This is a genomic window from Streptomyces sp. NPDC088923, from assembly GCF_044749745.1.
Lineage (GTDB): Bacteria > Actinomycetota > Actinomycetes > Streptomycetales > Streptomycetaceae > Streptomyces.
This window is the reverse complement of the sequence record NZ_JBIVIO010000005.1, coordinates 376,651-395,640: the sequence shown is the minus strand read 5'-3', so window position 1 is coordinate 395,640 and position 18,990 is coordinate 376,651. Positions and strand designations below refer to the sequence as shown.

The 18,990-nt window shown below is 74.2% G+C and carries 17 protein-coding genes; 3 read left to right on the top strand and 14 right to left on the bottom strand.

Going from position 1 to position 18,990, the window contains the following annotated elements:
* Positions 1 to 15 precede the first annotated feature (15 nt).
* The 3 genes from ACIP4O_RS22135 to ACIP4O_RS22125 all read right to left on the bottom strand — a co-directional run bounded on the left by ACIP4O_RS22135 (position 16) and on the right by ACIP4O_RS22125 (position 3,700).
* The gene (locus ACIP4O_RS22135) at positions 16 to 840 is read right to left on the bottom strand and encodes a polyprenol monophosphomannose synthase (protein ID WP_401576757.1); all 825 of its coding nucleotides are present in this window, start codon (positions 838 to 840) and stop codon (positions 16 to 18) included.
* A 658-nt stretch (positions 841 to 1,498) separates the two neighbouring features.
* Complete coding sequence (locus tag ACIP4O_RS22130) at positions 1,499 to 3,136, bottom strand: amidohydrolase (RefSeq protein ID WP_401576755.1); 1,638 nt, start codon at positions 3,134 to 3,136, stop codon at positions 1,499 to 1,501.
* A gap of 123 nt (positions 3,137 to 3,259) precedes the next feature.
* On the bottom strand, positions 3,260 to 3,700 hold the full coding sequence (locus ACIP4O_RS22125; protein WP_030996590.1) for an Lrp/AsnC family transcriptional regulator: 441 nt from the start codon (positions 3,698 to 3,700) through the stop codon (positions 3,260 to 3,262).
* Positions 3,701 to 3,962: 262 nt separating this feature from the next.
* Here ACIP4O_RS22125 and ACIP4O_RS22120 point away from each other — a divergent pair, with 262 nt between their 5' ends.
* Complete coding sequence (locus ACIP4O_RS22120; protein WP_401576752.1) at positions 3,963 to 4,412, top strand: hypothetical protein; 450 nt, start codon at positions 3,963 to 3,965, stop codon at positions 4,410 to 4,412.
* Positions 4,413 to 5,052: 640 nt separating this feature from the next.
* Here ACIP4O_RS22120 and ACIP4O_RS22115 read toward each other — a convergent pair.
* Together ACIP4O_RS22115 and ACIP4O_RS22110 are read right to left on the bottom strand one after the other, a co-directional pair.
* Positions 5,053 to 6,225 carry an acyl-CoA dehydrogenase family protein gene (locus tag ACIP4O_RS22115; RefSeq protein ID WP_401576750.1) on the bottom strand — a complete coding sequence of 391 codons (1,173 nt, stop codon included), beginning with the start codon at positions 6,223 to 6,225 and terminating at the stop codon, positions 5,053 to 5,055.
* 285 nt (positions 6,226 to 6,510) lie between these two features.
* Positions 6,511 to 7,878 (bottom strand): peptidase C39 family protein, encoded by a 1,368-nt coding sequence (locus ACIP4O_RS22110; protein ID WP_401576748.1) that lies wholly within the window; start codon positions 7,876 to 7,878, stop codon positions 6,511 to 6,513.
* A 317-nt stretch (positions 7,879 to 8,195) separates the two neighbouring features.
* Here ACIP4O_RS22110 and ACIP4O_RS22105 point away from each other — a divergent pair, with 317 nt between their 5' ends.
* Entirely contained in the window at positions 8,196 to 8,819 is a 624-nt protein-coding gene (locus ACIP4O_RS22105) for a uridine kinase (RefSeq protein ID WP_401576746.1), read from the top strand.
* A 502-nt stretch (positions 8,820 to 9,321) separates the two neighbouring features.
* Positions 9,322 to 11,217 carry an AAA family ATPase gene (locus tag ACIP4O_RS22100; protein ID WP_401576745.1) on the top strand — a complete coding sequence of 632 codons (1,896 nt, stop codon included), beginning with the start codon at positions 9,322 to 9,324 and terminating at the stop codon, positions 11,215 to 11,217.
* Between the two features lie 65 nt (positions 11,218 to 11,282).
* Here the strand turns inward: ACIP4O_RS22100 and ACIP4O_RS22095 are convergent, their stop codons facing one another.
* The 9 genes from ACIP4O_RS22095 to ACIP4O_RS22055 form a co-directional block, all read right to left on the bottom strand.
* Entirely contained in the window at positions 11,283 to 12,401 is a 1,119-nt protein-coding gene (locus ACIP4O_RS22095; protein WP_401576743.1) for a hemolysin family protein, read from the bottom strand.
* Positions 12,398 to 13,723, bottom strand: a complete 1,326-nt coding sequence (locus ACIP4O_RS22090; RefSeq protein ID WP_361328130.1) for a hemolysin family protein — start codon at positions 13,721 to 13,723, stop codon at positions 12,398 to 12,400. Before ACIP4O_RS22090 ends, ACIP4O_RS22095 begins: the two co-directional genes overlap by 4 nt.
* 234 nt (positions 13,724 to 13,957) lie before the next feature.
* Positions 13,958 to 14,404 (bottom strand): PH domain-containing protein, encoded by a 447-nt coding sequence (locus ACIP4O_RS22085; protein WP_401576741.1) that lies wholly within the window; start codon positions 14,402 to 14,404, stop codon positions 13,958 to 13,960.
* Positions 14,405 to 14,515: 111 nt separating this feature from the next.
* Positions 14,516 to 15,364, bottom strand: coding sequence for an ATP phosphoribosyltransferase (gene hisG / locus ACIP4O_RS22080; protein WP_401576739.1), 849 nt, complete (start codon positions 15,362 to 15,364; stop codon positions 14,516 to 14,518).
* 107 nt (positions 15,365 to 15,471) lie between these two features.
* Positions 15,472 to 15,744, bottom strand: coding sequence for a phosphoribosyl-ATP diphosphatase (locus ACIP4O_RS22075; protein ID WP_008749003.1), 273 nt, complete (start codon positions 15,742 to 15,744; stop codon positions 15,472 to 15,474).
* Between the two features lie 100 nt (positions 15,745 to 15,844).
* Complete coding sequence (gene ribH, locus ACIP4O_RS22070; RefSeq protein ID WP_009063338.1) at positions 15,845 to 16,330, bottom strand: 6,7-dimethyl-8-ribityllumazine synthase; 486 nt, start codon at positions 16,328 to 16,330, stop codon at positions 15,845 to 15,847.
* 43 nt (positions 16,331 to 16,373) lie between these two features.
* Positions 16,374 to 17,720: a bifunctional 3,4-dihydroxy-2-butanone-4-phosphate synthase/GTP cyclohydrolase II gene (locus ACIP4O_RS22065; protein WP_401576737.1), complete on the bottom strand. Its 1,347-nt coding sequence runs from the start codon at positions 17,718 to 17,720 to the stop codon at positions 16,374 to 16,376.
* Positions 17,717 to 18,370 (bottom strand): nicotinamide mononucleotide transporter family protein, encoded by a 654-nt coding sequence (locus ACIP4O_RS22060; RefSeq protein ID WP_361328116.1) that lies wholly within the window; start codon positions 18,368 to 18,370, stop codon positions 17,717 to 17,719. Before ACIP4O_RS22060 ends, ACIP4O_RS22065 begins: the two co-directional genes overlap by 4 nt.
* Complete coding sequence (locus ACIP4O_RS22055; protein ID WP_361328113.1) at positions 18,370 to 18,990, bottom strand: riboflavin synthase; 621 nt, start codon at positions 18,988 to 18,990, stop codon at positions 18,370 to 18,372. The genes ACIP4O_RS22060 and ACIP4O_RS22055 overlap by 1 nt, the downstream gene beginning before the upstream one ends.

The window sequence follows — 18,990 nt, the reverse complement described above, 5'->3', positions numbered from 1 at the left end:
CCCGGGCCCCGCTCCTCAAACGCCGGAGGGGCTTGATCTCCCCGTCTCGGAAGCAGCCGGCTTCACCCTTCCGAGCGCCTTGTCGACGCGGGAGGTGACTCCCCAGGCCGTCACCCGCCACAGGGCCTCGGCGACGATGTTGCGGCTCATCTTGCTGTTGCCGAGTTCGCGTTCGACGAAGGTGATGGGGACCTCGACGACGCGGTAGCCGGAGCGGACGGCGCGGCGGGCCAGGTCGACCTGGAAGCAGTAGCCCTGGGAGTCGACGTCCGCGAGGCCGAGGCCGCGCAGGGTCGCGGCGCGGAAGGCGCGGAAGCCGCCCGTGACGTCGCGCAGCGGGACGTCGAGGAGGAAGCGGGAGTACGTGGAGCCCCCGCGCGAGAGGAGTTCGCGGGACTTGGGCCAGTTGACCACGCGACCGCCCGCGATCCAGCGGGAGCCGAGGACGAGGTCGGCGTCGCGCAGGGCGGTCAGGAGCCGGGGAAGCTCCTCCGGCTGGTGCGAGCCGTCCGCGTCCATCTCGACGAGGACGTCGAAGCCGTGGTCGAGGCCCCAGGCGAAACCGGCGAGGTAGGCGGCGCCGAGCCCTTCCTTGCCCTTGCGGTGCAGTACCTGGACGTGGGTGTCCTCGGCGGCGAGTTCGTCGGCGAGGGCCCCGGTGCCGTCCGGGCTGTTGTCGTCCGCGACGAGGACGTGCGCCTCGGGCACCGCCTTGCGGACGCGGCCGACGATCGTGCGGACGTTCTCCGCCTCGTTGTACGTCGGGATGATCACCAGTGCCTCGCCCAGCGGCGGGCGCTGTCCGTTCCGGCTGCCCGGCAGACCCTCGCCTGCGTTCACTGCTGCCCCTTACGTGCCGATCCGTGCGAGTGACCACCTTAGTTGCCCATACCGGCGGGCGTGGCCACGGCGGCGACACGGGGAGGCGGGGACGGGATACGACGACCACACGTCCGGGGGATGTGCGGGCGGAGGCTGACGCGAGGCGTGCGGGAGCGCTGCGGATGAGGGCCCGGCGCCCTTCGGGCCGGCCAGGGACCCGCTGGCTGCGGATCGACCGTGAACCGTTGTCTACTGAGCGGCCGGGCCCCACCCGGGTCACACCGTCCCCCACGCCGCTGGCGGGGAGGGACCCCTTCCTCGTACGAATCGTTCCCGTGTCCGGTGGACGCGGACGCTGGACCTGGCTCGCGTGGGGAGGAACTCCGGCGCGTTCCCCCCGTGGCCCAGTCGCGCCCAGCGGATGCGCGGGACGTCGCCGATCGGTTGTCCGGTGGTGGACCCGGCCGAACCTACCCGCCGACCGCCGCACCCTGTCAACACCCGTGGCCCGGGGCCCGGGGCGGAGTGTCGCGCGATCCCGCAGGTCAGCGGCGAGCCCCGGGGCCCCCGGGGGCCGGTGGGGCCTGCGGACTCAGGCCCGTACGGGCACCGGGGCACATCACCCCAGCGGCCGTACGCGCCGCCCCGGGTCCACCCGGACGGCCCCGCCGTGCCCTCAGGCCCCGGCCCGGAAGACCTCCCGGCCCCCGACGACCGTCACGAGGCACTCGGGAAGGGGGGTGTCCGGGGTGAGGTCGGGCAGGCCGGGGGTGCCCGAGCGGGGGTCCGTGGACCAGCGGGCGACACGGTCGTCGGGGGCCTGCACGACGAGGGCGCCGGTCCGCCAGACGGCGTAGTCCGCGGGGGCACCGGGGACCAGGGTGCCCGCGTCGTCGCGGCCCGCCGCGCGCCAGCCACCGCGGGTGTGGGCGGTGAAGGCGGCCCGTACCGAGACGCGGTGCTCGGGCGTGTGGTGGAAGGCTGCGGCCCGCACGGTGCCCCAGGGGTCGAGCGGGGTCACCGGGGCGTCCGAGCCGAGGGCGAGGGGGACACCGGCCCGCAGGAGGGCCGCGAAGGGATTGAGGGTGCGGGCCCGCTCCGCGCCGAGCCGCGCCGCGTACATGCCGTCCTCGCCGCCCCACAGCGCGTCGAAGGCCGGCTGCACGGAAGCGGTGAGGCCGAGTTCGGCGAAGGCCGCGATCGCCTCGGCGTCGAGCATCTCGGCGTGCTCCACTCGGTGGCGCAGCGCCCGCACCCGATCCAGGCCCGTCTTCTCGGCCGCCGCGTTGAAGCCCGCGACGACCGCGCCGAGCGCCGCGTCCCCGATCGCGTGGAAACCGGCCTGGAGCCCGGCCTCGGTGCACGCCGTGACGTGCTCGGCGACGGCCTCGGCGTCGAGGTAGGGGGTGCCGCGGTGGCCGCTCGCCCCGTCCTCGTACGGCGTGTGCAGGCACGCGGTGTGCGAGCCGAGCGCGCCGTCGGCGAAGAGGTCGCCCGCGGCGCCGCGCGCGCCGAGGGCGCGGACCCGCTCCGCGTCCCGCTCGCCCGCGACCGCCTCGGCCCAGTAGCCGACGACGCGCGGGCCGTCGCCCTCCTCCGCGAGGCGCAGCAGACCCGTGAAGTCCTCCTCGTCCGAGATCTCCGGGCCCCCGCACTCGTGGACCTGCCCGATGCCGCGCGAGGCCGCGTGCGCGAGCGCGGTGCGCTGCGCCTCCTCGCGCAGCGCGGGCGTCACGGCGCCGTACGCGGCCGCGCGGACGGCGTGGTGCGCGTCGGCGGTGAGGGGTGCCTCGGGGTCGTAGCCGCGCAGGCCCGCCGCGTGCGGGACGAGGCCGAGGAGCGCGGTCGTGACCTGCGCGGAGTGCACGTCGATCCGCGAGAGGTAGAGCGGGCGGCCCCCCGTGGCGCGGTCGAGTTCGGCGCGGCTCGGGGGACGGCCGCCGGGCCAGCGCGCCGCGTCCCAGCCGTGGCCGAGCAGGACGCGGTCCCCGGCACGGGTACGGGCGTACGCCGCGACGCGGTCGAGCGCCTCCTCCAGGCTCGTGGCCTCGCTCAGGTCGAGCCCGGTGAGGGCGAGTCCGGTGCCGGTCGCGTGCACGTGCGCGTCCACGAACGCCGGGGTGACGAGGGCGCCTTCGAGGTGGACGACCTCGTCGACGCCGTCCGCGAAGGCGTCCGCCGCGCCTTCGGAGCCGACCCAGGCGACGTGACCGCGTTCGACGACCATGGCGGTCGCGAAGGGGTCGGCGGGGCTGTGCACCTCGCCACCGCGGAGCAGGACGGTGGGGGGTGGCGGGGGTGTCGTGCGGTTCATGGGGACAGTGTGGCGCGTGGGGAGCGGGTGCGGCGGGGCGGCCCTCCGGGACGCCGCCCGCCGGGGTTGCGCCGTGCCCACCCGTTCCGCCCCGCGGAAGGAACGCCCGCGGCGGAGCACGTGTCAGATGTGCGGGGGCCTGGACTCGTACGGGGTGGAGAGGACGACCGTCGTGCGGGTGGAGACACCTGCCAGGGAACGGACCCGGGCGAGGAGGTTCTCCAGGTCGTGGGGGCTCTGGACGCGGACCTTGAGGATGTAGTTCTCGTCACCGGCGACGCTGTGGCACGCCTCGATCTCCTCGACGGGCGCGAGGCGTTCGGCGATGTCGTCGGGGGCCGAGGGGTCGAAGGGCTTGACGGAGATGAACGCCGTCATGGCGAGGCCGACGGCCTCCGGGTCGACGACGGCCGCGTACCCCCGGATGACGCCCCGTTGTTCGAGCCGCCGCACCCGCTGGTGCACCGCCGAGGTGGACAGGCCCGTGGCCTTGCCCAAATCGGTGTAGCTCATCCGCCCGTCAGCGACGAGCAACCGCACGATCTGCCGGTCAAGGTCCTCCATGCCGCTGAACCTACCGCCCGGGACAGGACCTGGACAGGCGCGGGGTTCTCGTCTCGCACCGTGGACAGCGCGGGCACGCGTGCCCCCGTACGCCCCCCGAACGCCTCCGCACCCCCACGTTCACACCCTCGTGTGACGAAGACCACACCGGGGGAGCCGTGTCCGCACAGGTGTCGCGATTACCGGGCGGGGCCCGGGGGAAGTGCTTGCTGTGGTCGAGGTCGCAGCGCCTTGTCGGCCCACCCGAGGGGGAGAAACCCGAATGCAGAATCCCAAGCGGTCCAGCCGCGCCCGTGCCGCCCGCCGTCAGCTCGCCGAGCCGCCGGCCCCGGAGGGCGTCGAACCCGTCGAGTCCGCCGAGGAGGACGAGTTCGACGCGTACGACACCTTCGAGATCTACCGGGTCGTGTGCCCGGACTGCGCCCAGCCCATCGCGCTGCTCGCGGACGAGGACGTCCTGCCGGAGCACGCGCTGTGCGCCTCGCCGTGGAACCCCTTCGGGCTCACCGTCTGCGCCGGTACGGGTCGCGCCGCCGCGAGTGCCCGCCCGGCCGACGAGGGCGGCGCCGAGGAGCAGGAGATCGGGGTGCTCCTGACGCTCCCGCAGGGCCTGGACTGGCGCACGCAGCCCTTCTCGCACGTCGGCGGCCCCGGCTCGCGTCCCATCAAGGCGCCCCGCCGCCCGCTGAGCACGTACCACCGGGCCGCCTGAGCCCGCACACCCCGCACCTCTCGCGCTCGAAGGCCCCGGCGCCGCACCGCCGGGGCGAGACGTCCTGCCCGGGGCTCCCGCCGGGTTCCCCGGGCACGGCCAGAACGGATGCGCGAACCGCCACCCCGGTGACCCGCCCGCGCGCCCCGCGTTGGGCCGGGCATGACGTCCCCTCCCCCGCCCCTGGAACAGCCCACCGGGCGGCGCCGTCAGCCGGAGGCGCCGACCCATGGCTACGCGCTGCTCGCCCCAGCGCGCGAGAGCGCGTCACGTGAGAGCGCGTCACGTGAGAGCGCGTCACGTGAGAGTGCGAGACCCCGTACCGGCGAGCCCCGCCCGCCGCGCGCGGATGCTCCGCGGCCCCCGCGCGCGGGCGCCTGGGTACGCGCCGACCCGGCCCCGCCGGACCGTGAAGAATCGGTTCGGCACGACACGTACCCGCAGCACAGCCCGCAGAGCCCTCAGCGCCCGCGGCGGCACGGCGGTTCGCGGCCCCAGGGACCCCGCGCCGGGGAGCCCGAGGGCCAGGACCCGCCCCTCTACCGCGCCCTGCTCGCCCGCTGGGCGGAGCGCGGGGCGACGCTCCCGCTGCGCGGGGACCCGGAGTGGGAGCGCCTCGCGGCCCCGCCCGCGCCCTGGTTCAGCGGGCCTCGGGACCGAGCAGGTGGCGGCCGATGACCATGCGCTGCACCTGGTTGGTGCCCTCGACGATCTGGAGCACCTTCGCCTCGCGCAGGTAGCGCTCGACGGGGAAGTCGCTCGTGTAGCCGTAGCCGCCGAAGACCTGCACGGCGTCGGTGGTGACCTTCATGGCGTTGTCGGTGCAGAGCAGCTTCGCCATCGCCGCCTGCCGCGTGTAGGGCAGCCCGGCGTCCTTGCGGCGTGCCGCGGCGAGGTAGAGGGCGCGCCCGGCCTCGACGGCGGTGGCCATGTCGGCGAGGAGGAAGCGCAGGCCCTGGAAGTCGCCGATGGGGTGCCCGAACTGGCGGCGCTCGGCGGCCCAGTCGACTGCCGCGTCGAGCGCCGCCTGGGCGAGGCCGACCGCGCAGGCCGCGATGCCGAGGCGGCCCGCGTCGAGGGCGTCGAGCGCGAGCGAGAAGCCCTCGCCCTCCGCGCCGATGCGGCGCTCGTCGCCGACCCGTACGCCGTCGAAGTGGAGTTGCGCGGTCGGGGAGCCCTTGAGGCCCATCTTCCGCTCGGGAGGGGCCGCGCTCAGGCCGGGCGCGTCGGCCGGGACGAGGTAGGCGGTGACGCCCTTGGCACCGGGGCCGCCGCTGCGCGCGAGGACGGTGCAGAAGTCCGAGACGCCGCCGTGGGTGATCCACGCCTTCGTACCGGTCAGGACCCAGTCCTCGCCGTCCCGGACGGCCTTCGTGCCGAGCGCGGCGGCGTCGGAGCCCGCCGTGGGCTCGGAGAGGCAGTACGAGCCGAGCAGGCCGCCGCTGAGCATGCCGGGGAGCCAGGCGGCGCGCTGCTCCTTCGTGCCGTGCGCGGCGAGGGCGTGGCAGGACAGGACGTGCACGCTGACGCCGACGCCCACGGTGAGGCGGGCGGCGGCGAGTTCTTCGAGGGCCTGGAGGTAGACGGTGTAGGGCTGCTCACCGCCGCCGTACTCGGCGGCGTAGGGCAGACCGAGGAGCCCGGCATCGGACAGGAGGCGGAAGGCGGCGCGCGGGAAGGTGCCGCTCTCCTCCTCGGCCGCCGCGTGCGGGGCGATCTCCTTGCGCGCGATGTCGCGCACGAGAGCGATCAGCTCCCTGGACTCCTCGCTGGGCAGGTCCCGTTCCACGGACCGCCGGATCTCTGCGGGCATGCGTGTCATCCCTCCCTGTGGGGCGCGGGCAGCGCTCACCGGGGGTGGAGGCGGCGCTGCCTCGTGGGTGCCCGGGCCGTACGCGCCGCTCCGGGTCCCGCAGGGGTGCGTCACCCCCGCCGTCGAAACGGGCGGGGGCGGGCCGGGCGGTGGCAGTATGCCGGAAGAATCGCCGCACGTCACGGGGGCCCGGGGCGGGGTGGAACCTGCGTACGCGCGGGCGCGGTGGGGGCCCGGGTACGGGGCGCGCCCGGCGCGGCGCGCCCCGTACCGGCGCGAGTTGGTTCAGCGCACCCCCACCGCCGCGAGGGCCCGGCGCTGGCGCGGGCTCGGCTCGGCGGGGAAGTAGAGGTAGCAGACGCCGCCCGTGCCGCTCGCGTCGGCGCCCGTGGCGGTCTTGCGCTTGGTCCTGAGCCAGATCGTCTCCCACTCGGCGCGCTGGTAGACGCGGCGGACCGCCGGGTCGCTCGGCGAGGCGGGGTCGTTGGCGATGACGTCGCCGTCGGCGGTGAAGCCGATGACCGTCATGAGGTGCCCCGAGGTGCCGTACCCGGCGCCGGTCAGCTCGGTCTTGAGGAACGACTGCGAGGTGATGACCGGGATGCCGGCGGCGACGAGGGTCTCGATGTCGGTGAGCGAGCCGAGGCGGGTGACGACGCCCTGGAGGCCGGGGTACGTCGCGGCGTAGGCGGCGTTGAAGGGCCAGTTGCCGCAGCCGTCGTACTGGTAGTCGAAGGTCTGCCGGGCCGCGTGGCACACCTGCGGGTCGGCGTAGGAGGGGTCGACCCAGGCCAGCTGTTCGGCGCTCGGCTCGCGGCCCCAGTACTCGATGATCATCTGCGAGGAGGTGGGGCTGCACCACGCCTCGCCGCCGTTGTCGTACTGCGGGTACTGCCCGGCGTGGATCTCCTGGGAGTAGCGCGGGACGGGGAGTTCGGCCACGAGGCCGGGCGTGGAGGCGGGGACGGTGTAGCGGTCCGGGACGTCGGAGCCCATGGCGCCGAGCCGCCGGACGGTGGGTGCGGACCGGGTGCCGGGGCGGCGGTAGAGGCTCAGGCGCAGGCGGTACGAGGCGAGGCGGAGCCCGGAGGCCGCGTCGTCGATGGCGAAGGTGTCGGTCCACACGCTGCTGCGGCCATCGCCCTGGTCGTCGACGGAGGTGCGGCGGATGTCCTGCTCGGGGTCGTCCCCGGCGGTCCAGCGGCCCATGACGTACCAGGGGGTCTCGGCACCGTCCGAGTAGGTGCCCGAGAGCTCCACCTCGATCCAGGTGCCGGTGGGGGTGTGGGCGTTCCAGGAGGCGATGACCTCGGTGGCGGGGACCGTGAGGCGGTGGCGTGGCGAGGTCCAGCGCGCGTACTCGAAGCGCGTCGTGGTCTTCAGGTGGGGGTCGGCGTAGTCGCGCTCCCCGATGGCGTGGGCGAGGGTGAGGCCGGTGCGGCGCCCGGCGAGGACGCGGACGCCCTCGGCGCGGCCCGCGCGCCAGTCGGCGGCGCTCGTGAAGCCGTGGTACTCGGCCGTTCTCGCGGCGGGGGCGGTGTGGTGGCCGCCGCCGGTGCGGGGGGCGGCGAGGGCGGGGCCTGCCGCGGCGGCGCCCGCGGCGGCGGCGACGGCCGCGGTGAGGACGGTGCGACGGGATGTGGAGCCGGTCATGGGCGGGGGTCCCCCATCTGTGTGGGTCCATCTCGGTGGGCGGTGCGGTCCGCCGTACGGGCGCGGTGCTGGGGAAGGCCCGGCCGGACAGGTGCACGTCAGGGGCCACTATCGCCCCCGGGGGCCCTCCGGACCAGCTTTTCCGGGGCGGGTGCGGGCACCAATATTGGCCTGGACCTCTGAGGGGGACGGGGCTGCTCCGAGCGGCGGAACGGACGGTCCGGCGCCCGGGTTGCCCGGGGAGTGGTGCGCGAGCCGCCCGAGGCGGGTGGTGGAGCGTGTACGCCCCGGCGCGCGCTCCCCGTAGGCTTGCCGCCGTGAACGCCCAGGACGAGACGGCGATGCCGTCCGAGCCCACGTCCCCGGTCCCCGGCGGCGCCGTCAGCGCGGCCGCGCTCGCGGAGCGCCTGCGCGGCCTCGCCCCGTCCTGCGGACCGGTGCGGCTCGTCGGGATCGACGGGCACGCGGGCTCGGGCAAGTCGACCCTCGCGCGCGGGGTCGCCGAGGCCCTCGGCGGGGCGCCCGTGCTGCGCCTGGACGACTTCGCCTCGCACGAGCGCTTCTTCGGCTGGACGGGGCGCTTCGCCGCGCAGGTGCTCGAACCCTTCGCGCACGGGGAGGCCGCCGTCTTCCGGCCGTACGACTGGCACGCGCGCCGCCCCGGACGCACGCGTACCGCCGCCCCGGCGCCCGTCGTGCTCGTGGAGGGGGTCGGGGCGGGGCGGCGGGCGCTACGGCCGTGGCTCTCGCTGCTGTGGTGGATGGATCTGGCCAGTGGGGCGGCCTGGGAACGCGGGCGCGAAAGGGACGGTCCTGACCTCGCGGACTTCTGGGACGAGTGGGAACCGGCAGAGGCCGCGCACTTCCGCGCCGATCCCTCGCGCCCCTTCGCGGACGCGCTGGTACGGCAGTGCGGCGAGGGGTACGTGCTGCGGAAGTGAGCCGGGACGGAGCACGCGACCCCCTCTTTGGTGACGCAGCGTCAACTCCCGCCGACGAAGCGGAAAGAAGCCGAAAGCAGCCCCCGTGACTTCCCCGGAGCGTCTTGACCCGGGGCCCGCCCTGGTCTTACGTTCACGGTGTGCGGCCCGGCGGGCCGCACCGCAGACACGAAGCCCCCGGTTGTTCCCCCGTGACCGGGGGCTTCGTTCTGTCCCGCACCCCCCGCTTTGACCCCGCTTGGCGCATTCGTCCACTCACGACGAGTAACCGTACGTGGACGCCTCCCCGTGCGCCCCGTGCGCCCGGCGCTGCCTCCGCGGCGCCCGCGACACCCTTCGGCCGGGCACGTCCCCGCAGGTACGATGCCGCAGTGCGGCCCGTCCCCTGGCGGGCGGCATCCGCACGGGGGAGCAAGAGCCGCTCGCGGCGCGGCGATTCGGCCGCGCGGCCGACGACGGGTCCGGCGGCAAGGCCACGGGGGCACGGTTTGTGGGGGACGTGATGGACTTCGGCACGCACGGCGCACCGGGCCCGGCCGATCTCGCCTGGTTGCGCGGCGTTGACGCCTACACGATGGGCGCGTATCCGCAGGCGGAGGAGGAGTTCCGCACGGCGGTGCGCCTCGATCCCGGCATGGCGGACGGCTGGCTCGGCCTGCACGCCCTGCGCATCGACACCCCGGCCGCGCTGCTGCGCATGTTCCAGCACCGCGACCGGTTCGGCGAGCAGCGGGCCAGGCACCGGCGCCCGCTCAACTCCTGGTACTGGCTGGGCTGGTGGGTGCAGCCGGTCCTGGAGACGACCCGCGATCTGCTGCTCGCGCACGCCTCGCACTGGCTCGACGGACGCCACGTCCCCGACCTCGACCGGGCGCTCGGCGCGCTCCCGCCGCCCGAGAGCGACCGGCAGGTGCGCTTCCTGCACGCCTGCCGCGCCTATCTCGTGAAGGACTGGGAGCAACTGGCCCGCCACACCGATCCCTTGCTCGACGACCCGCTCCTGGGCATCGAGGCGGGGCTCTTCGGCGGAATGGCGCGGGTCCGCCTGGAGATGTACGGGCAGGCGGAGCCGCTGCTCTCGGCGGCGCTCATGCGCTGCCGCAGCGAGCAGCCGCAGCGCAAGGAGTTGCGGTACTGGCTGGCGCGGGCCCGCGAAGGCAGCGGTCGCAGCGCGGCGGCGCTGCCGCTGTACCGGGCGGTGCACCGGGTCGACGCGGGGTTCATGGACACCTCGGCGCGGCTCGCGGCGATCTCCGAGGGCGATGGTTTCCAGGACCTCGCCTCGCCGCTCGACTACGCGGCGGTGAGCCTGGGCGGTGCGGGCCAGGACACGGCGGCGGCGCGCGATGGGGGCGGCGAGCCGCTCTTCGGCCCGGAGCCGGCGGCGGCCGAGCCGCCGCGCCTGGGCGGGGAGCCCCCGGCGGGCGGTCCCGCCGACGACGTACGGGAGAAGGCGGTGCTGCCCGTCCAGCCGGGCCCCCAGCGGATGCCGGCCGGTCCCGCCGACCCCGCGCTCCTGGAGGCGGCGCTCGCCGAGCTGGAGCAGATGGTCGGCCTGGAACCGGTGAAGCGTCAGGTGCGGGCGCTTTCCGCGCAGTTGAACATGGCGCGGCTGCGCGCGGAACAGGGCCTGCCGGTGCAGCCGCCGAAGCGGCACTTCATCTTCTCGGGCCCTTCGGGCACGGGGAAGACGACGGTCGCGCGCATCCTGGGGCGGGTCTTCTACGCGCTGGGGCTGCTCGGCGGGGACCATCTCGTGGAGGCGCAGCGCTCCGACCTCGTGGGCGAGTACCTGGGGCAGACGGCGGTCAAGGCGAACGAGCTGATCGACTCGGCCCTCGGCGGGGTCCTCTTCGTGGACGAGGCGTACAGCCTCTCCAACTCCGGGTACGGGCGCGGGGACGCGTACGGGGACGAGGCGCTGCAAGTGCTCCTCAAGCGCGCGGAGGACAACCGGGGGCACCTCGTGGTGATCCTCGCCGGGTACCCGGAGGGCATGGACCGGCTCCTCGCCGCCAATCCGGGGCTCGGCTCGCGCTTCACGAGCCGCGTCGACTTCCCCTCGTACCGCCCGGCGGAGCTGACCCGGATCGGTGAGGTGCTCGCGGGCGCGAACGGGGACCGCTGGGACGAGGAGGCGCGCGAGGAGCTGGCCTCGATCGCGGGGCACGTCGTCGAGGAGGGCTGGATCGACGAGTTGGGCAACGGCCGCTTCCTGCGCACGCTGTACGAGAAGTCCTGTGCCTACCGCGACCTGCGCCTGATGGGCTACCCGGATCCGCCGAGCCGTGACGACCTCGCGACGCTGCGCCTGCCGGACCTGATGCAGGCGTACGGGGAAGTGCTGTCGGGACGCAGCCCGGGGCCGCACGAGCCGACGCCCGAGGACGACTTCTGAGGCCCGGACACCCGTGTGCCGCCGCCCCGGTCCGGGAACGGCGGCACACCGTGCGGGACCGGGGCCTAGCTGGTCAGTGCCTCCTCGCCGGGGCGGGGCTGGCGCTGGACCGTGACGGGCTCGACCTGCACGCGGGGGCGCGCGGGCGCCGGCTCGGGGAGCCGGTGGGCCGGGTCGGTGACCTCGCCGACGAGGAGTTCGAGCGCGTCCTCCAGGGTGACGAGGCCGAGGACCCGGCCGCTCGCGTCGGCGACCTGCGCGAGGTGCGTCGCGGCGCGGCGCATCACGGTGAGGGCGTCGTCGAGCGGCAGCTCCGCGCGCAGCGTGATCATGCGGTGCCACAGGCGCTGCGGGACGGCGCGGTCGGGCTCGTCGAGATCGAGTACGTCCTTGACGTGCAGGTACCCCATGAAGACGCCGCCCGTGCCGAGGACGGGGAAGCGGCTGTAGCCGGTGGCGACGGTCAGCTCCTCGATGCGGCGCGGGGTGACGGCGGGATCGACGGTGACGAGCCGGGAACGGTCGAGGAGGACGTCGGTGACGGGACGGGTACCGAGTTCGAGGGCGTCCTCCAGGCGTTCCTGGGCCTCCGCGTCGAGCAGTCCCGCCTGCCCGGCGTCCTCGACGAGGTGGCTGAGCTGGTCGCTCGTGAAGACGGCCTCGACCTCGTCCTTCGGCTCGACGCGGAAGGCGCGCAGGACGAGCCTGGCGCAGGCGGCGAGGAAGAGGGTGACGGGGCCGCAGACGCGGGCGAAGGCGATGAGCCCGGGCCCGAACCACAGCGCGGCCTTCTCGGGCGCGGCCATCGCGAGGTTCTTCGGGACCATCTCGCCGATGACGAGGTGGAGGAAGACGACGAGGAGCAGCGCGATGACGTAGCCGAGCGGGTGCACGAGCCCTTCGGGCAGGTGCACGGCGGTGAAGACCGGCTCCAGGAGGTGCGCGACGGTCGGCTCGGCGACGGCGCCGAGGGTCAGGGAGCACAGCGTGATCCCGAACTGGGCCGCCGCCATCATCTTCGGCAGGTGTTCGAGGCCGTGCAGGACCCGGCGGGCGCGCGCGGAGTCCGCCGCGAGGGGCTCGATCTGGCTGCGCCGTACGGAGACAAGGGCGAACTCGGCGCCGACGAAGAAGCCGTTGGCGAGGATCAGGACGGCGGCGAGGAGGAGTTGCAGCACGCTCATCGGGCCGCCTCCAGGACCGGCGCGGTGCGCACGAGGCGGACGCGCTCGGCGCGGTAGTGGCCGACCTGGCGCACGTCGAGCCGCCAGCCCGGCAGCTCGGCGCGGTCGCCGGGGGCCGGGATGCGGCCGAGCAGGTCGGCGACGAGGCCCGCGACCGTCTCGTACGGGCCCTCGGGGACGTCGAGGCCGATGGCGCGGAGCTGGTCGACGCGGATGCCGCCGTCCGCCTCCCAGGCGGGACGGCCCTCCTCGGCGGGGAGCGCCGCGAGTTCGGGCAGGTCCTGCCCGTCGTGCTCGTCGCGCACCTCGCCGACGACCTCCTCGATGATGTCCTCCAGGGTGACGACCCCGGCGGTGCCGCCGTACTCGTCGATGACGACGGCCATCGGCTCCTCGGTGCGCAGCAGCGCGAGCAGCGTGCGCACGGGCATCGTCTCGGGGACGCGCAGCGGGGTGCGCGAGATGCGGCTGACCGGGGTGCGCAGCCGTTGGTGGGAGGGCACGGCGAGCGCGTCCTTGAGGTGCACGGTGCCGGTGATCTCGTCGATGCGCTCGCGGTAGACCGGGAAGCGCGAGAGGCCCGTGGCGCGGGTGAGGTTGACGACGTCCTCCGCGGTCGCGGAGGACTGGAGGGTGCTCAGCTTCACGCGCGGGGTCATGACCTGCTGGGCGGTGAGGTCCTCCAGCGAGAGGGTGCGCACGAAGAGGTCGGCGGTGTCCTTCTCCAGGGCCCCGGCGAGCGCCGAGTGGCGGGCGAGGGAGACGAGTTCGCCCGGGGTGCGGGCGGAGGCCATCTCGTCGGCCGGCTCGACGCCGAAGCGCCGTACGAGGGCGTTCGCGGCGGTGTTCAGGAGCGCGATCACGGGGCGGAGCAGCCGCGCGAAGGCGTACTGCGGTCCGGCGACGAAGCGCGCGACCTGGAGCGGCTTGGCGACGGCCCAGTTCTTCGGGACCAGCTCGCCGATGACCATCTGCACGGCGGAGGCGAGGAGCATGCCGAGCACGACGCAGACCCCCGGCGCGGCGGCCTCGGGCAGGCCGAGGGCGGTGAGGGGTTCTTCGAGGAGGTCGGCGAGCGCCGGTTCGGCGAGCATGCCGACGACGAGCGAGGTGACGGTGATGCCGAGCTGGGTGCCGGAGAGCTGGAAGGAGAGTTCCTTCAGGGAGCGGGCGACGGCGCCGGCCCGGCGGTCCCCGGCCTCGGCGGCGCGCTCGGCCTCGGCGCGTTCCACGGTGACGAGCCCGAACTCGGCGGCGACGAAGAAGCCGTTGGCGAGGATGAGCAGGAAAGCCGCCCCGAGGAGCAGCAGCGATGTGGTCATACCGCCGCCTCCGTGCCGTGAGGGAAGGGGGCGGCGCAAGTACTACCGGACGATCCGTCCATTGCCGGAGAGGTTCACTCCTCTATTCGATGGGTCACCCGTGCCGGAAGGGGCGCGGGGGGCGGCGGCACTCGGCGTGTGCTGCCCTACCAGATTAATCACGATGCGGCCGTGCCGGGCAGGCCCAAGGGCCCGGATCGCGCCGGGCCGCCGTGCGGCGCGCGGTCGGGGCGCTCAGTCGTGTACGGGGGCGTGCGCGTCCACGAGCGCGCTGAGGGCCCTGGCGTCGGCGACGGCCTTCTCGCGGGCGAGACCGGGCTGGATGCCGAGTACGGGCAGGCTGGTGCCGTCGCTGAGGTCGAGGAAGGCCCAGGGGTCGCCGCCGCGCAGCGTCACCCGGACGATCTGCGCCCAGCCGAGGGTACGGCGCGTGGTGAGGTTCACGACGGTGACGCCCTCGGCGGAGACGACGATCTTGGGCCGCGCGAGCAGGAAGCACACCCCGGCGAGCAGGGCGGCGGTGAGCACGAAGCTCGCCGCCTCCCCGCCGCCGATCCCGAGCAGGAAGGCGACCGCCGTGATGACGACGAAGATCCCGATGCCGCACCCGATGAGAATCCCGCGGGTGAGGGAGGGACGGAAGGTCGCCGGGAGCGGGGGGAGGTCGGCGGGGGCGCTCATGCGGGGCACTCGTCTTTCAAGGAAGGAGGTGGCGCTGCGAGCATACGGTCCCGCCGTCGTGCCGCTACAGCCGGCAGGCGTGAACCGGCATACGGTCCCGCCCTCGTGCCGCTACAGCCGGCAGGCGTGAATCGCCGTCGTCAGGATGGCCCGCGCGCCGAGCCCGTACAGGTCGTCCATCACCTGCTGCGCGCCCTTGGTCGGCACCATGGCCCGTACCGCCACCCATCCCTCGTGGTGCAGCGGCGAGACGGTCGGCGACTCCAGGCCGGGCGTCAGCGCGACGGCCTGCTCCAGGTGCTCGACGCGGCAGTCGTAGTCCATCATCACGTAGCTGCGGGCGACGAGGACGCCCTGGAGGCGGCGCAGGAAGCGGCCCACGCGCGCGTCGTCGGTCTCCGCGCCCTTGCGGCGGATGACGACGGCCTCGGAGGTGAGGATCGGTTCGCCGATGACTTCGAGGCCCGCGTTGCGCAGTGAGGTGCCGGTCTCGACGACGTCGGCGATGACCTGGGCGACGCCGAGTTCGACGGCGGTCTCGACGGCGCCGTCGAGGTGGACCACGGAGGCGTCGATCCCGGCCTCTTCGAGGTGCTTGGCGACGATGCCCTCGTACGAGGTCGCGATGGTGAGCCCGGGGAAGTCCTCGGGGCCCTTCGCGGTGCCGGGGCGGGTCGCGAAGCGGAAGGTGGAGCGGGCGAAGCCGAGCGGCAGGATCTCCTCGGCGTCGGCGCCCGAGTCCAGCAGGAGGTCGCGACCGGTGATGCCGATGTCGAGGCGGCCCGAACTCACGTAGAGGGCGATGTCGCGGGGGCGCAGGTAGAAGAACTCGACCTCGTTGGCCGGGTCGACCAGGACGAGTTCCTTCTGCTCGGTGCGCTGGCGGTAGCCGGCCTCATGGAGCATCGCCGACGCAGGTCCGGCGAGGGAACCCTTGTTGGGCAGGGCGATGCGCAGCATGACGGGGACGTCCTTCTGTGGGTGACGGATCTGGGGTGACGGACAAGGGGGCCCGCTCTCGCGCGGGGCGCGAGGGGCTGTGCGCGAGGAGGGAGCGCGGGTACGGCTCAGAGGTGCGCGTAGACCTCGTCGAGGGAGATGCCGCGCGCGACCATCATGACCTGCACGTGGTAGAGGAGCTGGGAGATCTCCTCGGCGGCGGCGTCCTTGCTCTCGTGCTCGGCGGCCATCCAGACCTCGGCGGCCTCCTCGACGACCTTCTTGCCGATGGCATGGACCCCCTTCTCCACCAGTTCGGCGGTGCGGGAGGTGGCCGGGTCGGCGTGCGCGGCCTTGTGCTGGAGCTCGGAGAACAGCTCTTCGAAGGTCTTCTGGGACATGGTTTCCTCACCATACGCGCCGCGGCGGCCCCGGAGCGAAGCCGGGGCCGCCGTCTCTCATCATGCGGACGCGAACGTCCGGGTACGGGTGTGCGGGGGCTCAGCGCCAGGGCTCGACGACGCCGCGCAGCACGGTCGCGGTGGCGACCGCCGCGGTGACGGCCTCGTGGCCCTTGTCCTCGGTGGAGCCGGGCAGGCCCGCGCGGTCGAGAGCCTGCTCCTCGGTGTCGACGGTGAGGACGCCGAAGCCGACGGGGACGCCGGTGTCGACGGCGACCTGGGTGAGGCCCTGGGTGACGCCCTGGCACACGTACTCGAAGTGCGGGGTGCCGCCGCGCAGGACGACGCCGAGAGCGACGACGGCGTCGTAGCCGCGCGAGGCCATCGCCTTGGCTGCGACGGGGAGTTCGAAGCTGCCGGGGACGCGGAGCAGCGTCGGCTCGCTGATGCCGAGCTCGGCGAGCGCGCGCAGGGCGCCGTCCGTGAGGCCCTTCATGATCTGCTCGTGCCACTGCGAGGCGATGACGGCGACGCGGAGGTCGCCGCAGTTCTTGACGTTCAGCTCGGGTGCGCCTTTACCGCTCACGCGCTGCTCCTCGGTAGTTGGGTTCGGGTGGAGGGGTGTCCGGTCACTGCTGGGCGCAGGTGGCCGGGGCCTGGTCGAGCCAGGGCAGGTCGTGGCCCATGCGGTCCCGCTTGGTGCGCAGGTAGCGGAGGTTGTACTCGCCGGCCTGGACGGGCATGGGTTCGCGGGCGAGGACGGAGAGGCCGTGGTGGGCCAGCGCCTCGCTCTTGTCGGGGTTGTTGGTGAGCAGCCGCAGCGAGCGGACGCCGAGGTCGTCGAGGATGCGCGCCCCCGCGCCGTAGTCGCGGGCGTCGGCGGGCAGGCCGAGTTCCAGGTTGGCGTCGAGGGTGTCGCGGCCGCGCTCCTGGAGTTCGTACGCGCGCAGCTTGGAGAGCAGCCCGATGCCGCGCCCCTCGTGGCCGCGCAGGTAGACGACGACGCCGCGGCCCTCTTCGGTGACGCGTCGCATGGAGGCTTCGAGCTGCGGGCCGCAGTCGCAGCGCAGCGAGCCGAAGACGTCCCCGGTGAGGCACTCGGAGTGGACGCGGACGAGGACGTTCTCGCCGTCGCCGATGTCGCCGTGGACGAGGGCCACGTGCTCGACGCCGTCGGCGGTGGCGCGGTAGCCGTACGCGGTGAAGTCCCCGTACGCCGTGGGCAGGCGCACCTCCGCCTCGCGGCGCACTGCGGGTTCGGCCTCCAGGGGCGCGGCCTCGGTGGCGCGGCGGTAGGCGATGAGGTCGGCGATCGAGATGATGCTCAGCCCGTGCTTGCGGGCGAAGGGGACGAGTTCGGGCAGGCGCAGCATGACGCCGTCCTCGCCCGCGATCTCGACGATGGCGCCCGCGGGGCGCAGTCCGGCGAGGCGGGCGAGGTCGACGGCTGCCTCGGTGTGGCCGTCGCGCGTGAGGACGCCGCCGGGGCGGGCGCGGAGCGGGAAGACGTGTCCGGGGCGGACGAAGTCGTCGGGCTCGCTGCTCGCGGTGGCGAGGAGGCGCAGGGTCGTGGCGCGGTCGGCGGCGGAGATACCGGTGGTGACGCCGTGCTCGCGGGTCGCGTCGACGGAGACGGTGAAGGCGGTGCCCATGGACTCGGTGTTGCGGCGGACCATCTGGGGCAGGTCGAGGCGGTCGAGTTCGGGGCCTTCGAGGGGGGCGCAGATGAGGCCGCGGCACTCGCTCATCATGAAGGCGACGATCTCGGGGGTCGCCTTCTCGGCGGCGAGGACGAGGTCGCCCTCGTTCTCGCGGTCCTCGTCGTCGACGACGACGACGGGGCGGCCCGCGGCGATGTCCGCGACGGCCTGGGCGACGGGGTCGAGGGCGAGGGAGAGTTCCTCGTCGTGCGGCCAGGGGCCCTCGTGGGGTGTCCAGGGGGTGCTGCCGGGCGTGGGTTCGTGGGTGCCGCTCATGCGGGGGCTCCTTCCGGGGCGACTTCCGGGGCCGCGTGCGTACGGGAGCGCAGCCACCAGTCGCGCAGGCCCCACAGGACGAGCGCGAGATAGATCACGTAGACGAGGCCGGAGAAGGCGAGCCCGCTGGTGAAGGCGAGCGGGACGCCGACGACGTCGACGAGCAGCCAGGCGGCCCAGAACTCGACGAGGCCCTTGGCCTGGGCGAGCATCGCGGCGAGGGTGCCGACGAAGATGTAGGCGTCCGGCCAGGGGTTCCAGGAGAGGTCGGGCACGGCGACGAAGAGGCCGCCGACCGCGAGGGTGCCGAGCGCGGTGCCGCCGAGGAGGAGTCCGCGTTCGCGCCAGGTGGCGAAGCGCACGGCGAGGGTGCCGTCCTGCGCCTCCTGGCGGCCCTTCGTCCACTGCCGCCAGCCCCACAGGGCGACGACGATGACGAGGAGCTGTTTGCCGACGCCTCCGCTGAGGTGCGCCGAGAGGTAGGCGGCGACGAGGACGACGCCGGAGAGGAACTGGGCGGGCCAGGTCCACACCGAGCGGCGCCAGCCGAGGGCGAGGGCGAGCAGGCCGATCGTGTTGCCGACCGCGTCGGACCAGATGACGTGCTGTCCGAAGAGCGTGAACGCCTCGGCGTTGAGCTGGTCGACCATCACCCCTCCTGTGCGGGCTGTTCGGGGGCTGTCCCGTACCGGAGCATCCGCTCGACGTACTTCGCGAGGACGTCGACCTCCAGGTTGACGGGGGCACCGGGCTGCTTGAGGCCGAGCGTGGTGAGGGCGAGGGTGGTCGGGATGAGGCTCACGCTGAAGGTGTCGTCGGTGGCGTCGACGACGGTGAGGCTGATGCCGTCGACGGTGATGGAGCCCTTCTCGACGACGTAGCGCGCGAGGTCGCCCGGCAGCGAGACGGTGACGAGTTCCCAGTGCTCGGAGGGCTCGCGGCGCAGGATCGTCCCGGTTCCGTCGACGTGTCCCTGCACGATGTGCCCGCCGAGGCGGCCGCCGACCGGGGTGGGGCGTTCGAGGTTGACGCGGGAGCCGGGGGCGAGGGCGCCGAGGCTGGAGCGCTTGAGCGTCTCGGCCATGACGTCGGCGGTGAACTCGGTGCCCTCGTGCTCGACGACGGTGAGACAGACGCCGTTGACGGCGATGGAGTCGCCGTGGCGGGCACCCTCGGTGACGACGGGGCCGCGCAGCCGGAAGCGGGAGGCGTCGGCGAGTTCCTCGACGGCGACGACTTCACCCAGTTCTTCGACGATTCCGGTGAACAC